Source organism: uncultured Pseudokineococcus sp. (assembly GCF_947495735.1).
GTDB lineage: Bacteria > Actinomycetota > Actinomycetes > Actinomycetales > Quadrisphaeraceae > Pseudokineococcus.
Window position 1 is genome coordinate 57038 of sequence record NZ_CANMAA010000006.1, and the last position, 20126, is coordinate 77163.

Annotated in this window: 18 protein-coding genes; 15 read left to right on the plus strand and 3 right to left on the minus strand. The window is 76.6% G+C overall.

Annotation, left to right across the window (positions count from 1 at the left end; translation table 11 throughout):
* Positions 1-91 precede the first annotated feature (91 nt).
* Positions 92-1135: a tRNA (adenosine(37)-N6)-threonylcarbamoyltransferase complex transferase subunit TsaD gene (gene tsaD, locus Q0848_RS10200; RefSeq protein ID WP_366146530.1), complete on the plus strand. Its 1044-nt coding sequence runs from the start codon at positions 92-94 to the stop codon at positions 1133-1135.
* A 47-nt stretch (positions 1136-1182) separates the two neighbouring features.
* Here the strand turns inward: tsaD and Q0848_RS10205 are convergent, their stop codons facing one another.
* A complete protein-coding gene (locus Q0848_RS10205) occupies positions 1183-2406 on the minus strand; it encodes a THUMP-like domain-containing protein (RefSeq protein ID WP_299037164.1) in 1224 nt (407 codons plus the stop codon).
* Between the two features lie 196 nt (positions 2407-2602).
* Here Q0848_RS10205 and groES point away from each other — a divergent pair, with 196 nt between their 5' ends.
* Both groES and groL read left to right on the plus strand, forming a co-directional pair.
* A complete protein-coding gene (gene groES, locus Q0848_RS10210) occupies positions 2603-2899 on the plus strand; it encodes a co-chaperone GroES (RefSeq protein WP_299037166.1) in 297 nt (98 codons plus the stop codon).
* A 208-nt stretch (positions 2900-3107) separates the two neighbouring features.
* The gene (gene groL, locus Q0848_RS10215; RefSeq protein WP_299037168.1) at positions 3108-4727 is read left to right on the plus strand and encodes a chaperonin GroEL; all 1620 of its coding nucleotides are present in this window, start codon (positions 3108-3110) and stop codon (positions 4725-4727) included.
* A 242-nt stretch (positions 4728-4969) separates the two neighbouring features.
* On the opposite strand, the gene Q0848_RS10220 is transcribed toward groL, so the two are convergent.
* On the minus strand, positions 4970-5278 hold the full coding sequence (locus Q0848_RS10220) for a WhiB family transcriptional regulator (protein WP_299037170.1): 309 nt from the start codon (positions 5276-5278) through the stop codon (positions 4970-4972).
* 356 nt (positions 5279-5634) lie between these two features.
* On the opposite strand from Q0848_RS10220, the gene Q0848_RS10225 reads away from it, so the two are divergent.
* The 9 genes from Q0848_RS10225 to Q0848_RS10265 all read left to right on the plus strand — a co-directional run bounded on the left by Q0848_RS10225 (position 5635) and on the right by Q0848_RS10265 (position 15028).
* Positions 5635-6630: a MerR family transcriptional regulator gene (locus Q0848_RS10225; protein WP_299037172.1), complete on the plus strand. Its 996-nt coding sequence runs from the start codon at positions 5635-5637 to the stop codon at positions 6628-6630.
* 231 nt (positions 6631-6861) lie between these two features.
* The gene (locus Q0848_RS10230; RefSeq protein WP_299037174.1) at positions 6862-7461 is read left to right on the plus strand and encodes a response regulator transcription factor; all 600 of its coding nucleotides are present in this window, start codon (positions 6862-6864) and stop codon (positions 7459-7461) included.
* Between the two features lie 133 nt (positions 7462-7594).
* Complete coding sequence (guaB, locus tag Q0848_RS10235; protein ID WP_299037428.1) at positions 7595-9085, plus strand: IMP dehydrogenase; 1491 nt, start codon at positions 7595-7597, stop codon at positions 9083-9085.
* 77 nt (positions 9086-9162) lie between these two features.
* A complete protein-coding gene (locus Q0848_RS10240) occupies positions 9163-10284 on the plus strand; it encodes a GuaB3 family IMP dehydrogenase-related protein (protein ID WP_299037176.1) in 1122 nt (373 codons plus the stop codon).
* 82 nt (positions 10285-10366) lie between these two features.
* Positions 10367-11365 (plus strand): oxidoreductase, encoded by a 999-nt coding sequence (locus tag Q0848_RS10245; RefSeq protein WP_299037178.1) that lies wholly within the window; start codon positions 10367-10369, stop codon positions 11363-11365.
* Positions 11366-11482: 117 nt separating this feature from the next.
* Positions 11483-12349, plus strand: coding sequence for an SURF1 family protein (locus Q0848_RS10250; protein WP_299037180.1), 867 nt, complete (start codon positions 11483-11485; stop codon positions 12347-12349).
* On the plus strand, positions 12346-12765 hold the full coding sequence (locus tag Q0848_RS10255; RefSeq protein ID WP_299037182.1) for a DUF3817 domain-containing protein: 420 nt from the start codon (positions 12346-12348) through the stop codon (positions 12763-12765). Before Q0848_RS10250 ends, Q0848_RS10255 begins: the two co-directional genes overlap by 4 nt.
* Positions 12766-13056: 291 nt before the next feature.
* Positions 13057-14601: a glutamine-hydrolyzing GMP synthase gene (gene guaA / locus Q0848_RS10260; RefSeq protein WP_366146531.1), complete on the plus strand. Its 1545-nt coding sequence runs from the start codon at positions 13057-13059 to the stop codon at positions 14599-14601.
* Positions 14602-14635: 34 nt separating this feature from the next.
* Positions 14636-15028, plus strand: coding sequence for a hypothetical protein (locus Q0848_RS10265; protein WP_299037186.1), 393 nt, complete (start codon positions 14636-14638; stop codon positions 15026-15028).
* A 41-nt stretch (positions 15029-15069) separates the two neighbouring features.
* Here Q0848_RS10265 and Q0848_RS10270 read toward each other — a convergent pair whose 3' ends face one another.
* Positions 15070-15753 (minus strand): FadR/GntR family transcriptional regulator, encoded by a 684-nt coding sequence (locus Q0848_RS10270; protein WP_299037188.1) that lies wholly within the window; start codon positions 15751-15753, stop codon positions 15070-15072.
* A 148-nt stretch (positions 15754-15901) separates the two neighbouring features.
* Between Q0848_RS10270 and Q0848_RS10275 the strand changes: the two genes are divergently transcribed.
* From Q0848_RS10275 to Q0848_RS10285, 3 genes are all read left to right on the plus strand, one after another.
* The gene (locus Q0848_RS10275; protein ID WP_299037191.1) at positions 15902-17287 is read left to right on the plus strand and encodes an SLC13 family permease; all 1386 of its coding nucleotides are present in this window, start codon (positions 15902-15904) and stop codon (positions 17285-17287) included.
* Between the two features lie 48 nt (positions 17288-17335).
* On the plus strand, positions 17336-18520 hold the full coding sequence (locus Q0848_RS10280) for a CaiB/BaiF CoA-transferase family protein (RefSeq protein WP_299037193.1): 1185 nt from the start codon (positions 17336-17338) through the stop codon (positions 18518-18520).
* A 68-nt stretch (positions 18521-18588) separates the two neighbouring features.
* Positions 18589-20079 carry a carboxyl transferase domain-containing protein gene (locus Q0848_RS10285; protein ID WP_366146532.1) on the plus strand — a complete coding sequence of 497 codons (1491 nt, stop codon included), beginning with the start codon at positions 18589-18591 and terminating at the stop codon, positions 20077-20079.
* Positions 20080-20126: the final 47 nt, after the last annotated feature.

Below are 20126 nucleotides of genomic sequence, written 5' to 3' on the forward strand. Positions count from 1 at the left end.
CGCGGCAGACCCGGGCACCGGCTCGCGGACGGCGGTCCCCCAGGGGGGCGGGGCGCGGCTGCTCCAGCCCGGCCGGCGCCCGGCGCCCGGGATCGAGCCGCTGGTCCTCGGCATCGAGACGTCCTGCGACGAGACGGGTGTCGGCCTGGTCCGGGGCACGACCCTGCTGGCCGACGCCGTCGCCAGCAGCGTCGAGGAGCACGCGCGCTTCGGCGGCGTCGTGCCCGAGGTGGCCAGCCGCGCCCACCTCGAGGCGATGGTCCCGACCATCACCCGCGCGTGCGAGGACGCCGGCGTCACGCTCGCCGACGTCGACGCGGTGGCGGTGACGGCCGGCCCGGGCCTCGCCGGCGCGCTGCTCGTGGGGGTCGGCGCCGCCAAGGCGCTCGCCTGGGCCCTCGACGTGCCGCTCTACGGGGTCAACCACCTCGACGCGCACGTCGCCGTCTGCGTCCTCGACGGCGGGCCGATGCCCACCCCCTGCGCGGCGCTGCTGGTCTCGGGCGGCCACACGTCGCTGCTGCACGTGGTCGACATCGCGAGCGACGTCCGCCTGCTCGGCGAGACCGTCGACGACGCCGCGGGGGAGGCCTTCGACAAGACGGCGCGCCTGCTGGGCCTGCCCTACCCCGGGGGCCCGTCCATCGACGCGGCCGCCCGCGAGGGCGACCCGACCGCCATCGCCTTCCCGCGCGGGCTGACGTCAGCTCGCGACCTGCAGCGGCACCGCTTCGACTTCTCCTTCTCGGGCCTGAAGACGGCCGTCGCCCGGTGGGTCCGCGCGTGCGAGGCCTCGGGGCGCCCGGTGCCGGTGGCCGACGTCGCGGCGTCCTTCCAGGAGGCGGTGGCCGACGTCCTCACCCGCAAGGCCGTCGACGCCTGCCGGGAGAACGGGCTCGAGCACCTCATGCTCGGCGGCGGCGTCTCCGCGAACGGGCGGCTCCGGGAGCTGCTCGCCGAGCGCTGCGAGGCCGCGGGGATCGCGCTGCGGGTGCCGCGGCTGCGCCTGTGCACCGACAACGGCGCCATGGTCGCCGCGCTCGGCGCCCAGGTGGTGGCCCGGGGGCTGGCGCCGTCCGGGCCCGAGCTCGGCGGCGACTCCTCCCTGCCCGTCGGGACGATCCTGGTCCCCTGAGGGTCGCGGCGACGCCTGGGCTCGTCCCGTGGCTGCGCCGGGGGCGGTCAGACGGCGATCGGGCGCGGGAGCGCGCGGCAGATCAGCGCGCTCTGGCGGCCGGCGACGCGGGTGAGGACGAGGACGGCCTCCTCGGGGCCCTCGAGCCGCAGGCGCCGGCGCAGCTCCTCGGGCTCGACCGCGGTGCCGCGCTTCTTGATCGTCAGGCGCCCGACGCCGCGCTCGCGCAGGCGCGCCCGCAGCGGCTTGAGCCCGAACGGCATCACCTCGTCGACGACGTAGCCGGTCGCCGACGGCAGCTCCAGGTGGCGGTCGGCGGTGACGTAGGCGATCGAGGGGTCGACGAGCCGGCCGTCGAGCGCCGCGACGACGGCCCCCACGAGGCCGGCCCGCACGACGGCGCCGTCCGGCTCGTAGAGGAAGCCGCCCACCGGGCCGACCGGGGGCGCCGTCGCGGCGAACGGGTCGGCGGCGTCGTCGACGACCGCCGCGGCGCCGCCGCGCACCACCACGGCGCTGCGCCGCACCCCGGGGCGCGCCAGGGGGCCGCTCCACAGGGCCGCCTCGACGACGTCGCCGTCGACGGAGGTCCACTGGCACTCCCACGCGCCGCCCGGGCCGGTGGGCACGAGGTCGTGGTCGATCCCGGGCGCGGTCTTGACGCCGACGGGCAGGCGCTCGGCGAGGTCGACGGCGAAGGACAGCGGAGGGCTGGCGCGCCGCGGGTCCAGGACGCGGCGGCCGGCGGCGTCCCGGCGCGCCGGGTCGAGCCAGACGCCGTCCACGCCCGTGAGGTCGGTCGCGACGACGTCCTCGCAGCGCACGGCGGCGGCCGGGAAGCGCCGCAGGTTGGCGGCGGCCACCGCGGCGGTCGGCTCGTCGCGGTCGACGGCGAGGACGCCGAGCCCCAGCCCGGCCAGCGCCAGGGCGTCCCCGCCGATGCCGCACCCGAGGTCGGCCACCCGCCGCACGTCGGCGGCGGCGAAGCGCCGCGCGTGCCGCGCGGCGACCTCCAGGCGCGTGGCCTGCTCCAAGCCCGCTGCGGTGAAGAGCATGTCGTCGGCGAAGGGGCCGAACTTGGCGACGGCCCGGGCGCGCAGGCGGCTCTGGGTCAGGGCGCCGGCCACGAGGGCGGGGTCGTGGCCCTCCGCGCGCAGCCGCGCCCCCAGCGCCAGGCCCGCCGCCTCCTCGTAGGGGGGCAGGGCGTCCAGCAGGGCCAGGCCCTCCGGCGCCAGCACGGCGGCGAGGCCGGCGACGGCGGGATCCTCCACGCCGCGGATCGTCGCACGCCGGACGACGCGGGCTCCCCCCACCGTGCTGGCACTCGGATTGACCGAGTGCTAACCACCGTCCTAGAGTCGCGCACGGCGAGACGGCAGGACCCGGCCGACCCCCGCGACGGCGGACGGCTCCCGCTGCACCGCCTGCCCCCGTCACGTGAACCACCACGAAGGAGAGGTCCGCACAGTGTCGGTCTCCATCAAGCCGCTCGAGGACCGCATCGTCGTCAAGGCCGTCGAGGCCGAGCAGACGACCGCATCCGGCCTGGTCATCCCGGACACCGCGAAGGAGAAGCCCCAGGAGGGCGAGGTCCTCGCGGTCGGCCCGGGTCGCATCGACGACAACGGCCAGCGCGTGCCCGTCGACGTCAAGGTCGGCGAGAAGGTCATCTACTCCAAGTACGGCGGCACCGAGGTCAAGTACGGCGGCGAGGACCTCCTGATCCTCTCCGCCCGCGACGTGCTCGCCGTCGTCGGCTCCTGACGACAGCGCCCCAGCACCCTGGCGGAGCGCGGCCCTCGGCCGCCCGCCCGCACGACCGCCCCGGCGGACCGGTCCGCCGGTCCCCGGGGCGTCCTGCGTCCGGAGGTCGACCAGCACCCCGCGCCGACGCGCGCCGAGCCGTCGTCCTCCGAGGCGCCCCGCCGGGGCGCCGCCGCACACCCGCACGACCCACCCAGGACGGAGCACCATGGCCAAGACCCTGAAGTTCGACGACGAGGCGCGCCGCGCGCTCGAGCGCGGCGTGGACGCGCTCGCCGACGCGGTCAAGGTGACCCTCGGCCCGCGCGGCCGCAACGTCGTCATCGACAAGCAGTGGGGCGCACCCACGATCACCAACGACGGCGTGACGATCGCCCGCGAGGTCGAGCTCGACGACGCGTACGAGAACCTCGGCGCGCAGCTCGCCAAGGAGGTCGCCACCAAGACCAACGACGTCGCCGGCGACGGCACCACCACGGCGACGGTCCTCGCGCAGGCGCTCGTGCACGAGGGTCTGCGCAACGTGGCGGCGGGCGCGGCCCCCGGCGCGCTCAAGCGCGGCATGGACGCCGCCGTCGTCGCGGTCGGCGACGCGCTGCGCGCCGCGGCCCGCGAGGTCGACGGCAAGGACGAGATCGCGCACGTCGCGGCCATCTCCAGCCAGGACCGCACCATCGGCGAGCTCATCGCCGAGGCCTTCGACAAGGTCGGCAAGGACGGCGTCATCACGGTCGAGGAGACCTCGACGGCGGCGATGGACCTCGAGTTCACCGAGGGCATGCAGCTCGACAAGGGCTACATCTCCCCGTACTTCGTCACCGACAACGAGCGCATGGAGGCCGTCCTCGAGGACGCCCACGTGCTCATCACCTCCGGCAAGATCAGCGCGGTGCAGGACCTCCTGCCGCTGCTGGAGAAGGTCCTGCAGACCTCCAAGCCGCTCTTCGTGGTGGCCGAGGACGTCGACGGCGAGGCGCTGTCCACGCTGGTCGTCAACAAGATCCGCGGCACCTTCACCGCCGCGGCCGTCAAGGCCCCCGGCTTCGGCGACCGCCGCAAGGCGATGCTCGAGGACCTGGCCGTCCTCACCGGCGCGCAGGTCGTCAGCGCCGACGTCGGCCTCAAGCTCGACCAGGTCGGCCTCGAGGTGCTGGGCTCGGCCCGCCGCGTCGTCGTCACCAAGGACGACACGACCGTCGTCGACGGCGGCGGGGAGCGCGACGACATCGAGGCGCGCGCCGCGCAGATCCGCTCCGAGATCGAGCGCACCGACTCCGAGTGGGACCGCGAGAAGCTGCAGGAGCGCCTCGCCAAGCTCGGCGGCGGCGTCTGCGTCATCAAGGTCGGCGCGGCCACCGAGGTGGAGCTCAAGGAGAAGAAGCACCGCATCGAGGACGCCGTCTCGGCGACCCGCGCGGCCATCGAGGAGGGCATCGTCGCCGGCGGCGGCTCCGCCCTCGTCCAGGCCGCCTCGGTGCTCGAGGGCGACCTCGGCCTGAGCGGGGACGAGGCGGTGGGCGTGGGCATCGTCCGCCGCGCCGTCGACCAGCCCCTGCGCTGGATCGCCGAGAACGCCGGTCTCAACGGCTACGTCGTCGTCGACAAGGTCCGCACGCTCGGCGGGGGCCAGGGCCTCAACGCGGCGACCGGGGAGTACGAGGAGCTCGTGCCCGCCGGCGTCATCGACCCGGTCAAGGTGACGCGCTCGGCGCTGGTCAACGCGGCGTCCATCGCGTCGCTGGTGCTGACGACCGAGACGCTCGTCGTCGAGAAGAAGGAGCCGGTCGAGGAGTCCGAGGCCGGGCACGGCCACGGGCACGGCCACTGATCCACCGCTGACGCGCCTCCCCGGCTCCGGGGCGGCGCGCGCGTGACGAGGGCCCCGGGCGGCACGCCGCCCGGGGCCCTCGTGCTCCCGGCCCGGCCGCCTCGCGCGGTCGAGGCGTCCAGGGTGCGCAGAAGGCCCCGCACCCTGGTCGGGTGCGGGGCCTTCGTGGTGCTGAGCGCTGCGGCGCCGGAGAGCGAGCCCCCCTCAGAGACGGTGCGCGGACGCCGAGCTCGGGGAGGTGGTCAGCTCGCGAGGGGGAGCACGCGGGCCGCGCTGCGACGGCGCGTGTACTCGGCCTCGCGCTCGTCCTCGGTCATGCCGCCCCACACGCCGTAGGGCTCGCGGACGGCGAGGGCGTGCTCCTTGCAGGACTGGATGACGGGGCAGCTGGCGCAGATGGCCTTGGCGGCGTTGTCGCGGTTGCGACGGCTCGGGCCGCGCTCGCCCTCCGGGTGGAAGAACAGGGTGTCGTCCGCCTCGCGGCAGGCGCCCTGCATCTGCCACTCCCAGAGGTCGGCGACGGGTCCGGGGAGGCGCGAGATCTCAGCCATGGGTGCTCCTGCGGTTCGTGCCCTGAGGGGGGCGGTGCGGTGAGCGCCTCGCTGGTGTCAGCGGCGGCGCCGTGTCGATGTGCAGGACGCTACAACCGATCCAGAAGTTGTTCAAGGACCTGCTGGCGCGGATCTGAACTTGTTCACCGAGCCGTCACGGCCTGTGCAGGAGCGCGCCAGGCGCGAGCGGGGCGCGGTGCCGACTGGCCGGCGGAGGCCGCCGCCGCCAGCATGGGGTCGTGCCCGCCTCCGCTCCCGCCCCCCGTGCCGAGGGGGACGTCGTGGGGCGACGATCCGACGACGACGCGAGACCCCCTGCGCGGCAGCGCCTCCGGAGTCGGCGCGAGGAGGTCCGGGTGGACTCCCAGGACGACAGCACGGCCGCGCTCGCGCCCGTGACGGCCCAGGACGGGGCGCCGACCCTGAAGGTCGCCGCCGTGGCGCGGCGCCTCGGCGTCGCCCCGGCGACGCTGCGCACCTGGGCGCGGCGCTACGACCTGGGTCCGTCGGCCCACACCGCCGGCGCGCACCGCCAGTACTCCCTCGAGGACCTCGACCGCCTCATGGTGATGCGGCGGATGACGCTGGAGGGCTACTCGCCCGCGGAGGCGGCCCGGGTGGCCGTGCAGACGTCCGGGACCACGAGCGCGGGGCCCGCGGCTCGCGCCCCCGAGCCCGCCCGGGCGCGGGAGGTGCAGCCGCCGGCCGAGCCCGGTCCGGCGCTGCGCGCGACCAGTCCCTCGGTGCGCTCGCTCGCGCGGGCGGCGATGGCCCTGCAGGCCGGCGAGTGCGGTCGCCAGCTCGAGGCGAGCACCGCGGTGAGCGGTGTCGTGGAGACGTGGACCGGGCTCGCCCGGCCGGTGCTGCAGGCCCTGGCCGACCGGGTCGGCGCCGTCGCGCCCGGGCGCTCGCCCGGCGCCCTGCTCGAGTCGGCGGTCATGGCCGCCCTGCGCGGCGTCGCCGACGCCGAGCCCGTCAGCGGTCCGAGCGTGCTCGTGGTCCGCCCGTGCGTGCCGGCCGAGGGCGCCGCGCGGGCGACTCCCGACGGCCCGACCGGGGACCTGCTCTCCCACGTCGTCGCCGCCGCGCTGCGCGAGGAGGGGGCGGACAGCTCCGTCCTCCCGGGGGCGCACCCGGCCGAGCGCGTCGCCGCGGTCGCCGAGCAGGTGGACGCCGCCGTCCTGGTCGTCGTCTCGGACGCCGCCGTCGGGAGCGCGGCCGCCGCCGAGACGGGGCGCCTGGTGGACCCCGACGGGCTGCGCGTGCTGCTCGTCGGCCGGGGGTGGGGGGACGGCGCACCCGCGCCGGTGGTCCCCGACCTCGGCGACGTCGTCGCGGCCGCCCTCGCCTGATCGGCGGCGGCGGTCGCCGCGGCGCCGCCGAGCGCACCGCGACCCGCCTCGCGCCCTCCGCGGCCCCCGCCCGACCCGTCCGGGGCGCCGGCTGCTCCGAACCCGGTCCGGAGCCTGTGGACGACGCCTGCGGCGGTCGTGCCTGCTGGGGTTCCCTCAGGTCTCGGTGCCCTCCTGCCGATCACCAGGGCAGACAGGCCGCGACCGCGGTCACACCACCCGGAGGTTCGCGTGTCCACCGTGCTCGTCTGCGACGACGTCCTGCCCGTGCGGGAGTCGCTCCGCCGCCAGGTCGGCTCCATCCCCGGCGTCAGCCGCACCGCGGGCGCCGCCAGCGGCGGCGCCGCGGCGCGCACGGCCCCGGGGGGCCCGCCGGACGTGGTCCTCATGTCCTGCTCCTCCCCGCGCTCGGCCGAGCACATCCGCTCCTGGATGCAGGCCCGGCCGCAGACCGCCGTCATCGCCCTGGTCGCGCCCGGGGACGGCGACACCGCCGGTGCGGCCATGGCCGCCGGCGCCTGCGCCGTGCTCGTCCGCGAGCCCAGCACCCCCGAGCTGACCGCCGTCCTGCACCACGCCATGTCCGTCAGCGACGCGCGCCGGGCGGCCGTCGCGGCCAGCGCCCAGGACGACGTGCCGGTGCTCACCGAGCGCGAGCAGCAGGTCCTCGCCGGCATGAGCCGCGGGCGCAGCAACGGCGAGATCGGCAAGGAGCTGTTCCTCTCCGAGGACACCGTGAAGACCCACGCGCGCAGGCTCTTCCGCAAGCTCGGCGCGGCCGACCGCGCGCACGCGGTCGCCATCGGGTTCCGCGCCGGTCTCGTGCGCTGACCCCGGGTCGGCGCCCGGTCGGCGGGGGGTCCTCCGGGCGGCGCGCGGGGGCTGCGGGCGGTCGTACGATCGCCTGACGCAGCGTCGCGTCCGCAGCCGTCCCCGTCCCCCTGGGAGCCCCGCCGTGCCGGACATGCCCGTCGACCCGTTCGCCCGCGTGGGCCTCACCTACGACGACGTCCTGCTGCTGCCGGGGGAGAGCGACGTCATCCCGAGCGAGGTCGACACCAGCACGCGCCTGTCGCGGCGGGTCGAGCTGCGGGTCCCGCTCCTGAGCTCGGCCATGGACACCGTCACCGAGTCGCGCATGGCCATCGCCATGGCGCGCCAGGGCGGCCTCGGGGTGCTGCACCGCAACCTCTCCATCGAGGACCAGGCCGACCACGTCGACCTGGTGAAGCGCTCGGAGGCGGGGATGATCACCTCGCCCGTGGTGACCTCGCCCGAGGCGAGCCTCGCGGAGGTCGACGCGGCCTGCGCCCGCTACCGGGTCTCCGGGCTCCCCGTCGTGGACGCGGGCGGCGTGCTCGTGGGCATCGTCACCAACCGCGACCTGCGGTGGGAGCCCGACCACAGCCGTCGCGTCGCCGACGTCATGACGCCGATGCCGCTCGTGACCGCGCCCGTCGGCGCCGACCGCGACACGGCGATGCAGCTGCTGCGCCAGCACAAGATCGAGAAGCTGCCGATCGTGGACGCCGACGGCCGCCTGCGCGGGCTCATCACCGTCAAGGACTTCACCAAGAGCGAGCAGTACCCGCTCGCCACCAAGGACGACGCCGGGCGCCTGCGCGTGGGGGCGGCCGTCGGCTTCTTCGACGACGCCTGGGAGAGGTCCATGGCGCTCGTGGAGGCGGGCGTGGACGTGCTCGTCGTCGACACGGCGCACGGGCACAGCCGCGGGGTGGCCGACATGGTGGCCCGGCTCAAGGCCGAGCCCGCCGCCGCGCACGTGGACGTCGTCGGCGGCAACGTCGCCACCCGCGAGGGCGCGCAGGCCCTGGTCGACGCCGGCGCCGACGGCGTCAAGGTCGGCGTCGGGCCGGGCTCCATCTGCACGACCCGCGTCGTCGCGGGAGTCGGCGTGCCGCAGGTCAGCGCGATCTGGGAGGCCGCGCAGGCCGCCCGCCCCGCGGGCGTGCCCGTGATCGGCGACGGCGGCCTCCAGCACTCGGGGGACATCGCCAAGGCGCTGGTCGCCGGCGCCGACGCCGTCATGCTCGGCTCGCTGCTCGCCGGCTGCGACGAGAGCCCCGGGGACCTCGTGTTCGTGGGCGGCAAGCAGTACAAGGGCTACCGCGGCATGGGCTCGCTCGGGGCGGCCCAGACCCGCGGTCGCGCCCGCTCCTACTCCAAGGACCGCTACTTCCAGGGCGACGTCGACGACGACGCCTTCATCCCCGAGGGCATCGAGGGCCGGGTGCCCTACCGCGGCCCGCTGTCCGCGGTGGCCCACCAGCTCGTCGGCGGCCTGCGGCAGTCGATGTTCTACACGGGCGCCCGCTCCGTGCCGGAGCTGCAGCAGCGGGGCCGCTTCACGCGGATCACGGCCGCGGGGCTCAAGGAGAGCCACCCGCACGACGTGCAGATGACGGTCGAGGCGCCCAACTACGGGCGCCGCTGACCGCGGCGGCCCCCGGCCGGGCGGCGACGGCGGAGGCGGCGTCCTCCGCCGTCGGTGCGCACCGCTAGCCTCCCGGCGTGGCTGAGATCGAGATCGGACGGGGCAAGCGCGCCCGGCGGACGTACTCCTTCGACGACGTGGCGGTGGTCCCGAGCCGCCGCACGCGCGACCCGGAGGACGTCTCGACGTCCTGGCAGATCGACGCCTACCAGTTCGAGGTCCCGGTGCTCTCGGCGCCGATGGACTCGGTGACGTCGCCGGCCACCGCCGTCGCGCTCGGCCGCCTCGGCGGCCTGGGGGTGCTCGACCTCGAGGGGCTGTGGACCCGCTACGAGGACCCGGAGCCGCTGCTGGCGGAGATCGCGTCCCTGCCCGAGGCCGAGGCGACGCGGCGCATGCAGGAGATCTACGCCCAGGACATCGACCCCGACCTGGTCACCCTGCGGCTGCGGGGGATCCGGGAGGCCGGCGTCACGGTCGCCGGGGCGCTCAGCCCGCAGCGCACCAACCAGCTCTGGAAGACCGTCGTCGACGCCGGCGTCGACGTGTTCGTCATCCGCGGCACCACGGTCTCGGCCGAGCACGTCTCCTCGCGCACCGAGCCGCTGAACCTCAAGAAGTTCATCTACGAGCTCGACGTGCCCGTCGTCGTCGGGGGCGCCGCCTCCCACACCGCGGCCCTGCACCTGATGCGCACGGGCGCCGCGGGCGTCCTCGTCGGCTTCGGCGGGGGAGCGGCCAGCACCACGCGCACGACCCTCGGCATCCACCCGCCGATGGCGAGCGCCGTCGCCGACGTCGCCGGGGCGCGCCGCGACTACCTCGACGAGTCCGGCGGCCGCTACGTGCACGTGATCGCCGACGGCGGCGTCGGCCGCTCCGGCGACCTGGTCAAGGCCGTCGCGTGCGGGGCCGACGCGGTCATGCTCGGCGCGGCGCTCGCCCGTGCGGTGGAGGCGCCCGGGCGCGGGTGGCACTGGGGGCCGGAGGCCCACCACACCGAGCTGCCGCGCGGTGAGCGGGTGCACGTCGGCACCGCGGCGCCGCTCGCGGAGATCCTCGGCGGCCCCGGCCGCACGGCCGACGGGACGACCAACCTCGTCGGGGCGCTGCGCCGCGCGATGGCCACCACGGGCTACTCCGACCTCAAGGAGATGCAGCGCTGCGAGGTCGTCGTCAGCCCCTACCAGCCCGGCTGACCGCCGGGCGCCTCGCCGGCGGGACGCCCCTGCGCCCCGTCCCGCGCTGCGCCTCCGGGGGTCCCCGGGGGAGGGTGGGGCCATGAGCGACGCCCCTACCCCGCCCCCCGGCCCCTCGACGAGCGGCTGGACCCCTGAGCAGGTCGGCGACCAGAGCGGCCGCACGGCGCTCGTGACGGGCGCCACCTCCGGGCTGGGGCTCGAGGTCTCCGCCGTGCTCGCCGACGCGGGCGCGCGCGTGCTCATGACGGCCCGCTCGCGCGCCAAGGGCGAGGCGGCGGTCGCGGAGGTGCGGCGCAGGGTGCCGAGCGCCCGGGTGGAGCTGGAGATGCTCGACCTCGCCTCCCTCGCCAGCGTCACCGAGCTCGCGCAGCGGCTGCCCGAGGGGCTCGGCGCCTCCGGGCTGGACCTGCTCGTGAACAACGCCGGCGTGATGGCCGTCCCGCACGCTCGCACCGAGGACGGCTTCGAGCTGCAGCTCGGCACCAACTTCCTCGGCCACTTCGCCCTCACCGGGCGACTGCTGGGCCCCCTGCTGGCGAGCGAGGCCGCCGGGCGCCGGCCGCGGGTGGTGGCGCTGTCGAGCATGGCCCACCGCTTCGGGCGCATCACCCCGCAGGACCTGATGCGCGAGAAGCGGTACGAGGCCTGGAGCGCCTACGGCCAGTCCAAGCTCGCCGACCTCATGTTCGCGCTCGAGCTCGACCGGCGCACCGATCGCGCGGGGCGCGAGCTCGTCAGCGTCGCCGCCCACCCCGGCATCTCGGCCACCAACCTCTTCACCGGCGGCCCGCTGGGCCGGCTGCCGGGCCCGGTGCGGGGTGCGCTGGGGCGGGTGGGCGAGGCGCTCATGCAGAGCGCCGAGATGGGCGCGTGGCCGGTGCTGCGCGCGGCGACCGCCCCCGACGTCGTCGGGGGCGAGTACTACGGCCCCGCCGGCGCCGGCGAGCGCAGCGGCCCGCCGGTCCGCGTGGGCACCTCCGCCCGCGCGCAGGACACCGACATGGCTCGCTGGCTGTGGCAGGAGGCCGTGCGGCTCACCGGTGTCGACTACGCCGATCTGGAGCCGACCCCCGCCTGACCCGAGCCGGTCCCATGCGGCCGGTGCCACGCGGCCGTCCCACGCGGACTCCCGGGTCCTCGCCGCTGGGCCGGCCGCCCTCGGCGGGCGCCCAGGGAGGCCCCGTACCGTGGCCCCGTGCCGCCGACCGACCCCCGCGCCCCCGCGGGCAGCCTCGTCCGGACGGCCCTGAGCCCGCGGATGCTGGCCCTGCTGGCGCTGGCGGTCGTCCTCGCCGTCGTCTTCGCCGAGCTGGGCTCCTGGCAGCTGGGGCGCTCGCGCTCCGGTGACCAGGCGCCGCCCGAGCGCGCGGTGGTCCCGCTGCAGGAGGTCCTGGCGCCGCAGGAGCAGCTGGACGGCGAGGCCGTGGCCGGCCCGGTGTCCGTCGAGGGCGCCTGGGCCGACGAGCCGCAGCAGCTGGTCGTCGACCGGGCGCCCGACGGCTCGCCGGGCGACGGCGCGTGGGTCGTGGCGGCCGTCGAGGTGGCCGACGGGACGGGCGACGGGGCGCTGCTGCCGGTCGTGCGCGGCTGGGTCGCCGGCGAGCCCGGCGCCGACGGCTTCGCCCCCGCCCAGGAGGTCCCGGAGCCGCCCGCCGAGCCGGCGGACCTCGTCGGGCACCTGGCCGTCTCCCAGGACCCCCGGGGCCTGGCCGCCCTCCCGGAGGGCCAGCTCGCCGCCGCGAGCTCCGCGGACCTGCTCAACGTCTGGGACGGGCGCATCTACGCCGGCTACCTGGTCGCGGACGCCCCGGCGCCCGGCCTGGCCGCCGTGCCCGCTCCCGAGCGGGAGGGCGGGACCAACCTCCAGAACGTCTCGTACGCCTTCCAGTGGTGGGTCTTCGCCGTCTTCGCCGTCCTCATGTGGCTGCGCGTCGTCCACGACGTGCACCGGCGCGGGCTGGAGCGCGCCGAGGACGAGGCGGAGGCCCGGCTCGCCCCCGCCGAGCACGTCCCGGTCGACGAGCCCGTCGACCGCTCCCGACCCCAGGAGGCCTCCCGGTGACCACCGGACCGTCGTCCACCGCCGCGCCCACCGGCGCCCGCGCCCGCCGGCTGCGGGAGGCGAGCCTCGGCCCGGCGCTCACCCGCTACCGGGTGATGGCGATCATCACGGGCGTCCTGCTCGTGCTGGTCTTCCTCAACCTCGGCGTCCGGCTCGTGACGCACCTGCTCGGGGACGAGGTCGAGCTGATCGGCAGCTGGCTCGCCGTCACCCACGGGTGGGTCTACATCATCTACCTGGTCACGGTGGTGGACATGTGGTCCCGCCTGCGCTGGGGGCCGGGCCGTCTGGCCGGGCTCGTGCTCGCCGGGGTGGTGCCGGCGGTGAGCTTCGTCGTCGAGCGGCGGGTCACGCGGGAGGTCCGCGCCCTGCTGCGCCAGCTCGGGGTGCCGTCGGGGTCCTCGTCCCCGCGGTGACCAGCGGCGGGGCGGCTCCCGCGCTCCGCGCGGTGAGGGCTGTCGAGCCGGCGCACTAGCCTGGCGCGCGTGAGCGAGCCCACCCGCGAGGCCACCGGCGACCCGAGCGCCGCAGACCCGGGCGCCCCCGGCCCCGACGACGCGCCCAGCGCCCAGCAGGTCGAACCCGTGCCGGGGCAGCTGCCCGCGGTCGCCCCCGGGGCCTCGGCCCCCGGTGGCGGGCTCCCGCCGGGCGAGCGGACCGCGCGTCCGGTCCTCGTCGTCGACTACGGGGCGCAGTACGCCCAGCTCATCGCCCGGCGCGTGCGCGAGGCCGACTCCTACTCCGAGGTCGTCCCGGCCTCGTCGAGCGTCGCCGAGCTGCTGGCGCGCGACCCCGCGGCCATCGTCCTGTCCGGCGGCCCCGCCTCGGTGTACGCCGAGGGCGCGCCGCTCGTGGAGGCCGACCTCTTCGAGGCCGGCGTCCCCGTCCTCGGCATCTGCTACGGGTTCCAGGCCATGGCCAAGGCGCTCGGCGGCGACGTCGCCCGCACCGGGCTGCGCGAGTACGGGGGCACCGACGCACTGCTCGAGCCCGTCGAGGAGACCGCCGCTGGCCCCGGCAGCGTCCTGCTCGAGGGGCAGCCGACCACGCAGAGCGTCTGGATGAGCCACGGCGACGCCGTCCGCAGCGCACCGCCCGGCTTCACCGTCACCGCCTCCACGCCGGGCGCCCCCGTCGCGGCGTTCGAGGACCACGAGCGGCGGCTCTACGGCGTGCAGTGGCACCCGGAGGTCAAGCACTCGACGTTCGGCCAGCAGGTCATCGAGAACTTCCTGCGCGGGGCGGGCGTGCCCGACGACTGGACCACCGAGGGCGTCATCGCCGAGCAGGTCGAGCGCATCCGCGCGCAGGTCGGCTCCGCGCGCGTCGTCTGCGGGCTCTCCGGCGGCGTCGACTCCGCCGTCGCCGCCGCGCTCGTGCACCGCGCCGTCGGCGACCAGCTCACCTGCGTCTTCGTCGACCACGGGCTCCTGCGGGCCGGCGAGGCCGAGCAGGTCGAGCGCGACTACGTCGAGGCCACCGGCGTCGACCTCGTCGTGGTGGACGCCGAGGAGGCCTTCATGGCGGCGCTCGCCGGGGTCACCGACCCGGAGACCAAGCGCAAGGCCATCGGCCGCGAGTTCATCCGCGCCTTCGAGGGGGCGGCGGCCGACCTGGTCGCGCGCGCCGGGGAGCACGGCGAGGAGGTGCGCTTCCTGGTCCAGGGGACGCTGTACCCCGACGTCGTGGAGTCCGGCGGCGCCGTCCACGGCGGCACCAGCTCCACGGCCACCATCAAGAGCCACCACAACGTCGGCGGCCTGCCCGACGACCTGCAGTTCGAGCTCGTGGAGCCGCTGCGCACCCTGTTCAAGGACGAGGTGCGCGCCGTCGGCGCCGAGCTGGGCCTGCCCGAGGCCATCGTCTGGCGCCAGCCCTTCCCGGGCCCCGGCTTGGGCATCCGCATCATCGGCGAGGTCACCCGGGAGCGGCTCGAGACCCTGCGGGCGGCTGACGCGATCGTCCGCGAGGAGCTCACCGAGGCCGGACTGGACCGCTCGATCTGGCAGTGCCCGGTGGTCCTGCTCGCCGACGTCCGCTCCGTCGGCGTCCAGGGGGACGGGCGCACCTACGGCCACCCGGTCGTGCTGCGCCCGGTCAGCTCCGACGACGCGATGACCGCCGACTGGTCGCGCCTGCCGCACGACCTGCTGGCGCGGATCTCCACGCGCATCACCAACGAGGTCGACGAGGTGAACCGCGTCGTCCTCGACGTCACGAGCAAGCCGCCGGGCACCATCGAGTGGGAGTGACGCCCGGGTGACCGGTCGGGGGCCCGCGCCGGCCGTGCCCGACCGAGCGGGGCAGCAGGTGCGCGCCGGGGTCGTCCTCGCGTGGGCCTCCCTGGCTGCCGCGGTCGTCGCCGCGGTGGCGACGGCTCTCCTGCTGGGAGGGACGGCGCTCGAGGACGGCGGCGCCGTCACCGTCCTCGTGCTGCTGGGGCTGCCGGCCCTCTGCTGCGCCGCGGGCGTGCTCGGCGCCCGCCGGCGCTCGCGCTGGGCGGTGCCGCTCATGGCCGCCGCGGCGCTCGTCTGCCTCGCCTGGACCCTGCTCACCGCGCTCGGGGTGGGCTTCCTCCCGCTCGTCCCGGCGGTGCTGCTCGTGGCGGCGACGGTCCTGTCGGGGGCCGGTCGCCTGGAACGGCGGATGGACGCGAGATCGCGGACGTCCGGGCGGTGAGCCGCAGGGCAGCGGCGCCGCGGCAGCCCGGGAGCGCGAGGTCAGGCGTGCCCGTGCGCCGGCGCCGCGCCGGCCTCGCGCGCGGCGGCTGACGGAGCCGTGGTGGCTCGACGAGCCACCTCCGGGTCACCGGTGAGCACGCCGCGCGCGACCTCGACCGGGTCCGGGCCCAGCGGCCCCCGGGCGCCCTGCTCCAGAGCGCGCGCCAGCCGCGCCAGGGTCGGCGAGCCCGCCGCCTCGACGACGAGGGCGGCCACCGCCTCCGGCGCCCCCGCTGCTGCGGAACCGGGCTCCAGCGCGGCCGCGAGCACCCGTCGCTGCTCGGGGTCGGCGCGCTCGGCCGCCAGGGCGGCCAGCGCCCCCAGGACGGCGCCCCGCGCGTCGGCGAGGTCCTCGGCGTCCGGGCCGTGCGAGGCCAGCGCGGCCTCCAGCTCGGAGGCGGCCGTCGCCTCGCGCAGCACCGCCCCCTCGCCGTGCCGGACGTCGACGACGCCGCGGACCTCGAGCGCGACGAGGGCCTGGGCGAGCGTCGCCCGGCTGACGCCGAGCTGCTCGGCCAGCAGGCGCTCGGGCGGCAGGCGCTCGCCGGGGGACAGGCCCTGGGCCTCGATGAAGGCCGTGATGTGGTCGGCCAGCTGCTCGTACAGGCGCGGGCGGCGCAGGCGGGCGGGACCCGTCGACGGCGCGCTGCGCGCGCGCCCCCGGGAGCCGGCCCCCTCGCCCACCGGGCACCCCCTCCTCGGCCGACGTCGCGGCGTCGTCGTCGCGGACCACGGCGTTGACAGCCGGCCTCGCTGGCCAAGAGGCTAGGCCACTGCGCCACCCCGGAGGGCGTGATCCACCGTCGTTCACCGTCGAACCGAGGTGCTGCCCGTGTCCCCTGATGTCATCGCGCTGCTGGTGCTGGCCGCCGTCTTCCTCATCGCCACCGTGCGGCCGGTCAACATGGGCGCGCTCGCGCTCGTGGCCGCCTTCGTCGTCGGCACGTACGTCTTCGGAGTCGAGACCGCCGACGTGCTCGGGGGCTTCCCCGCCAGCCTGTTCGTGATCCTCGTCGGCGTCACCTACCTGTTCGCCCTGGCGAAGAACAACGGCACCGTCGACTGGCTCGTGCACGCGGCCGTGCGCGCGGTCGGCGGGCGGGTCTCGCTCATCCCGTGGGCGCTGGCCCTGGTGGCCGGCGCCATCACCGCCATCGGCGCCGTCACCCCGGCCGCCGTGGCGATCATCGCCCCGGTCGCCATGCAGTTCGCCGTCCGGAACCGGATCAACCCCGTCCTCATGGGCTTCATGGTGGTCCAGGGCGCGACCGCCGGGAGCTTCAGCCCCATCGGCGTCTTCGGCATCATCACCAACACGGTCGTGCGCGACAACGACTTCGACCAGTTCCCCGTGCGCCTCTTCCTCGGCAGCGTCATCACCGCCGTGGTGCTGAACGTCATCGCCTACGTCGTCTACCGCAACCGCGACCTCGACGGCGGTCGCATCGACCGCTCCGGGCGCGACGAGGCCTTCTCGGTCGACGCGCTCGCGGCCAGCGCCACCACCCGCACGCCCGTGCAGGGGACGCCGTCGGCGCTCGTCGAGCGCGGGGAGCGCCTGCGGCACAGCGGCGGCCGCGGCGGGGGAGGGCAGGGCGAGGAGCCGGAGGTCGTCTCGCCGTCGCTGGACGCCCAGAAGTCCCTCACGCTGGCCGGCCTCGCCCTGCTGGCCGTCCTCGCGCTCGCCTTCGGCCTGGACGTCGGCTTCACGGCCCTCGCCGTCGCCGTCCTGCTGACGCTGCTGTTCCCCGCCTCCGCCAAGGGCGCGGTGGACAAGGTCAGCTGGGGCACCGTCCTGCTGATCGGCGGCATCGTCACCTACGTGGCGCTCCTGGAGGAGCAGGGCACCATCGACCGCTTCGGCGACGCCGTCGCCGGCTTCGGCACGCCGCTGCTGGCCGCGCTGGTCATCTGCTTCATCGGCGCGATCGTGTCCGCCTTCGCCTCGACCACCGGCATCCTCGGGACGCTCATCCCGCTGTCGGTGCCGTTCCTGCTCGCCGGCGAGGTCGGCACCGTCGGGCTCGTGGTCGCCCTCGCGATCTCCAGCTCGGTCGTCGACTGCAGCCCGTTCTCGACCAACGGCGCCCTCGTCGTCGCGAACTCCGAGCCGGAGATGCGCGACAAGATCTTCCGCTCGCTGATGATCCTCGGCATGGGCCTGGTCGTCGTCGCGCCCCTCGTGACCTGGCTCGCCCTGGTCGTCACGACGTCCTGAGCCCGGGCGGCCACCGCCCACCGCCCACCCCGCCCCTCGGAGGACCTCGTGACCGACCCCACCGGCCCGCTCGCCGGGACCCTCGTCGTCGACCTGACCCGCGCCCTCGCGGGTCCGCACGCCGGCATGGTGCTGGCCGACCTCGGCGCGCGCGTCGTCAAGGTCGAGACGCCGGGCGGCGGTGACGACACGCGCGGCTGGGGGCCGCCCTTCGTGGAGCCCGAGGGGGAGGGCGACCGCCAGTCGACGTACTTCATGTCCTGCAACCGCGGGAAGGAGTCCGTGGCCCTCGACCTCAAGAGCGAGGACGGCCGCCGCTACCTCACCGCGCTGGTGGAGCGGGCGGACGTGCTGCTCGAGAACTTCCGCACCGGCGTCCTGGACCGGCTCGGCTTCTCGACCGAGCGGCTGCTGGAGCTGAACCCCCGCCTGGTGGTGCTCTCCATCACCGGCTTCGGGCACGACGGGCCCGAGGGCGGGCGCGCCGGCTACGACCAGATCGCCCAGGGGGAGGCGGGGCTGATGTCGATCACCGGCTCGGGCCCCGACGACCCGCAGCGGGTGGGCACCCCCATCGCCGACCTGCTCGCCGGCATGACGGGCGTCCACGGCGTCCTCGCGGCGCTGCTGGAGCGCGAGCGGACCGGACGCGGCCAGGTGGTGCGCACCTCGCTGCTCGCCTCGGTCATCGGCGTCCACGCCTTCCAGGGGACGAAGTGGACCGTCGCCGGCGAGGTGGGGCGCGCGCAGGGCAACCACCACCCCTCGATCAGCCCGTACGGACTGTTCCGGTGCGCCGACGGAGCCGTCCAGATCGCCGTCGGCAGCGAGGGGCTGTGGCAGCGCTTCTGCGCGGGCTTCGGCGTCGACCCCGCGACCGAGGGGATGACGACCAACGGGGAGCGCGTGGGCCGGCGCGAGGAGGTGATCGCCCTCGTCGAGGACCTGTTCTCCTCGTGGTCGGCGCCCGACCTGCTGGCGCGCCTGGCCGAGATCGGGGTGCCCGCCGGCAAGGTCCGCACGCTCGACGAGGTCTACGCCTGGGACCAGACGGCGAGCCAGGGCCTGCTCGTGGACGTCGAGCACGCCACGCTCGGCACGCTCACGCTCCCCGGCCCGCCCCTGCGCTTCTTCGACGCCGACGGCGCGGAGACCACCCGCCGCGAGCACGTCGCCCCGCCCGTGCTGGACGGCGACGGCGACGCGGTGCGCGCCTGGCTGGACGCCGGGTGAGCGGCTCCGGCTCGTCCGCAGGAGCAGGGGCCCCCGGCGAGCGCCCCCGCCGCCTCGGCGGCCGGGAGATGCTCGAGCTGGTGCTCGACGACGGCACCTTCAGCTCGTGGGACGTCGCCCCCGTCCAGACCCGCACGAGCCCGGCCTACGCGGCCGAGCTCGTGCGGGCGGCGGAGCGCTCGGGGGCCGACGAGGCCGTCGTGACGGGCGAGGGCCGCCTCCGCGGGCGCCGCGTCGCCGTGGTCGCGGGGGAGTTCTCCTTCCTCGCCGGGTCCATCGGCGTGGCCGCGGCCGACCGGCTCGTCGCGGCCGTCGAGCGCGCCACGGCGGAAGGCCTGCCCCTGCTGGCGGCGCCGTCCTCGGGCGGCACGCGCATGCAGGAGGGCACCATCGCCTTCCTCACCATGGTGAAGATCTCGGCGGCGGTGGCGGCCCACAAGGCCGCCGGGCTGGCCTACCTGGCCTACCTGCGGCACCCGACGACCGGCGGGGTGTTCGCCTCCTGGGGCAGCCAGGCGCACGTGACGGTCGCCGAGCCGGGTGCGCTCGTGGGCTTCCTGGGGCCCCGCGTCTACGAGGCCCTCTACGGCCAGCCCTTCCCCGAGGGCGTGCAGACGGCGGAGAACCTGCACGCCCACGGCCTCGTCGACGCCGTCGTCGCGCCGGAGCGCGTCGCCGACGTCGCCGACCGAGCGCTGGGGATCCTGCTGGCCGGGCGCCCCGACGAGCCGCCGGTCCTCGCCGAGGGCGACGCGGTGCCCGCCGACCGCGCGCACGAGCTGCCCGACGTCCCGGCCTGGGACTCGGTGCTCACCTCGCGGCGCCGCGAGCGGCCGGGCATCCGCCGGCTGCTGCGGTACGCCGCACGGGACGTGGTGCCCCTCAACGGCACCGGCGCGGGGGAGAGCGACCCGGGCCTGCTGCTGGCGCTCGCCCGCCTGGGCGGCACCGGGTGCGTGCTCCTGGGGCAGGACCGCCGCGGGCAGACGCCGGACGCCCCGCTCGGGCCCGCCGCCCTGCGCGCGGCCCGCCGCGGCATGGCCCTCGCCGGGCAGCTCGACCTGCCCCTCGTGACGGTCATCGACACGCCCGGCGCCGCCCTGTCGGTGGAGGCCGAGGAGGGCGGCCTGGCAGGGGAGATCGCCCGCTGCCTCGCAGACCTGGTGACGCTGCGGGCGCCGGTGGTCAGCGTGCTGCTCGGCCAGGGCACCGGGGGAGGAGCGCTCGCGCTCGTCCCCGCGGACCGCGTCGTCGCCGCCCAGCACGCGTGGCTCTCCCCGCTGCCGCCGGAGGGCGCCAGCGCCATCGTCCACCGCGACGTGGCGCACGCCCCGGAGATGGCCGCCTCCCAGGGGGTGCGCTCGCTGGACCTCGTCCGCGACGGCGTCGTCGACGTGGTCGTGCCGGAGCGGCCCGACGCGGCCGTCGAGCCGGAGGACTTCTGCCGCCGGCTCGGGCGCGTCGTCGAGGCCGAGATCGACCGGCTGGTGCGCCAGCCCGCGGACGAGCGCCTCGCCGCGCGCCACGAGCGCTACCGGCGGCTGGGGCACGCGGGCTGACGGGCGCGGGCTCCGCCCTCCGGGCGTCCCGGAGGTGGAGCCGGCGC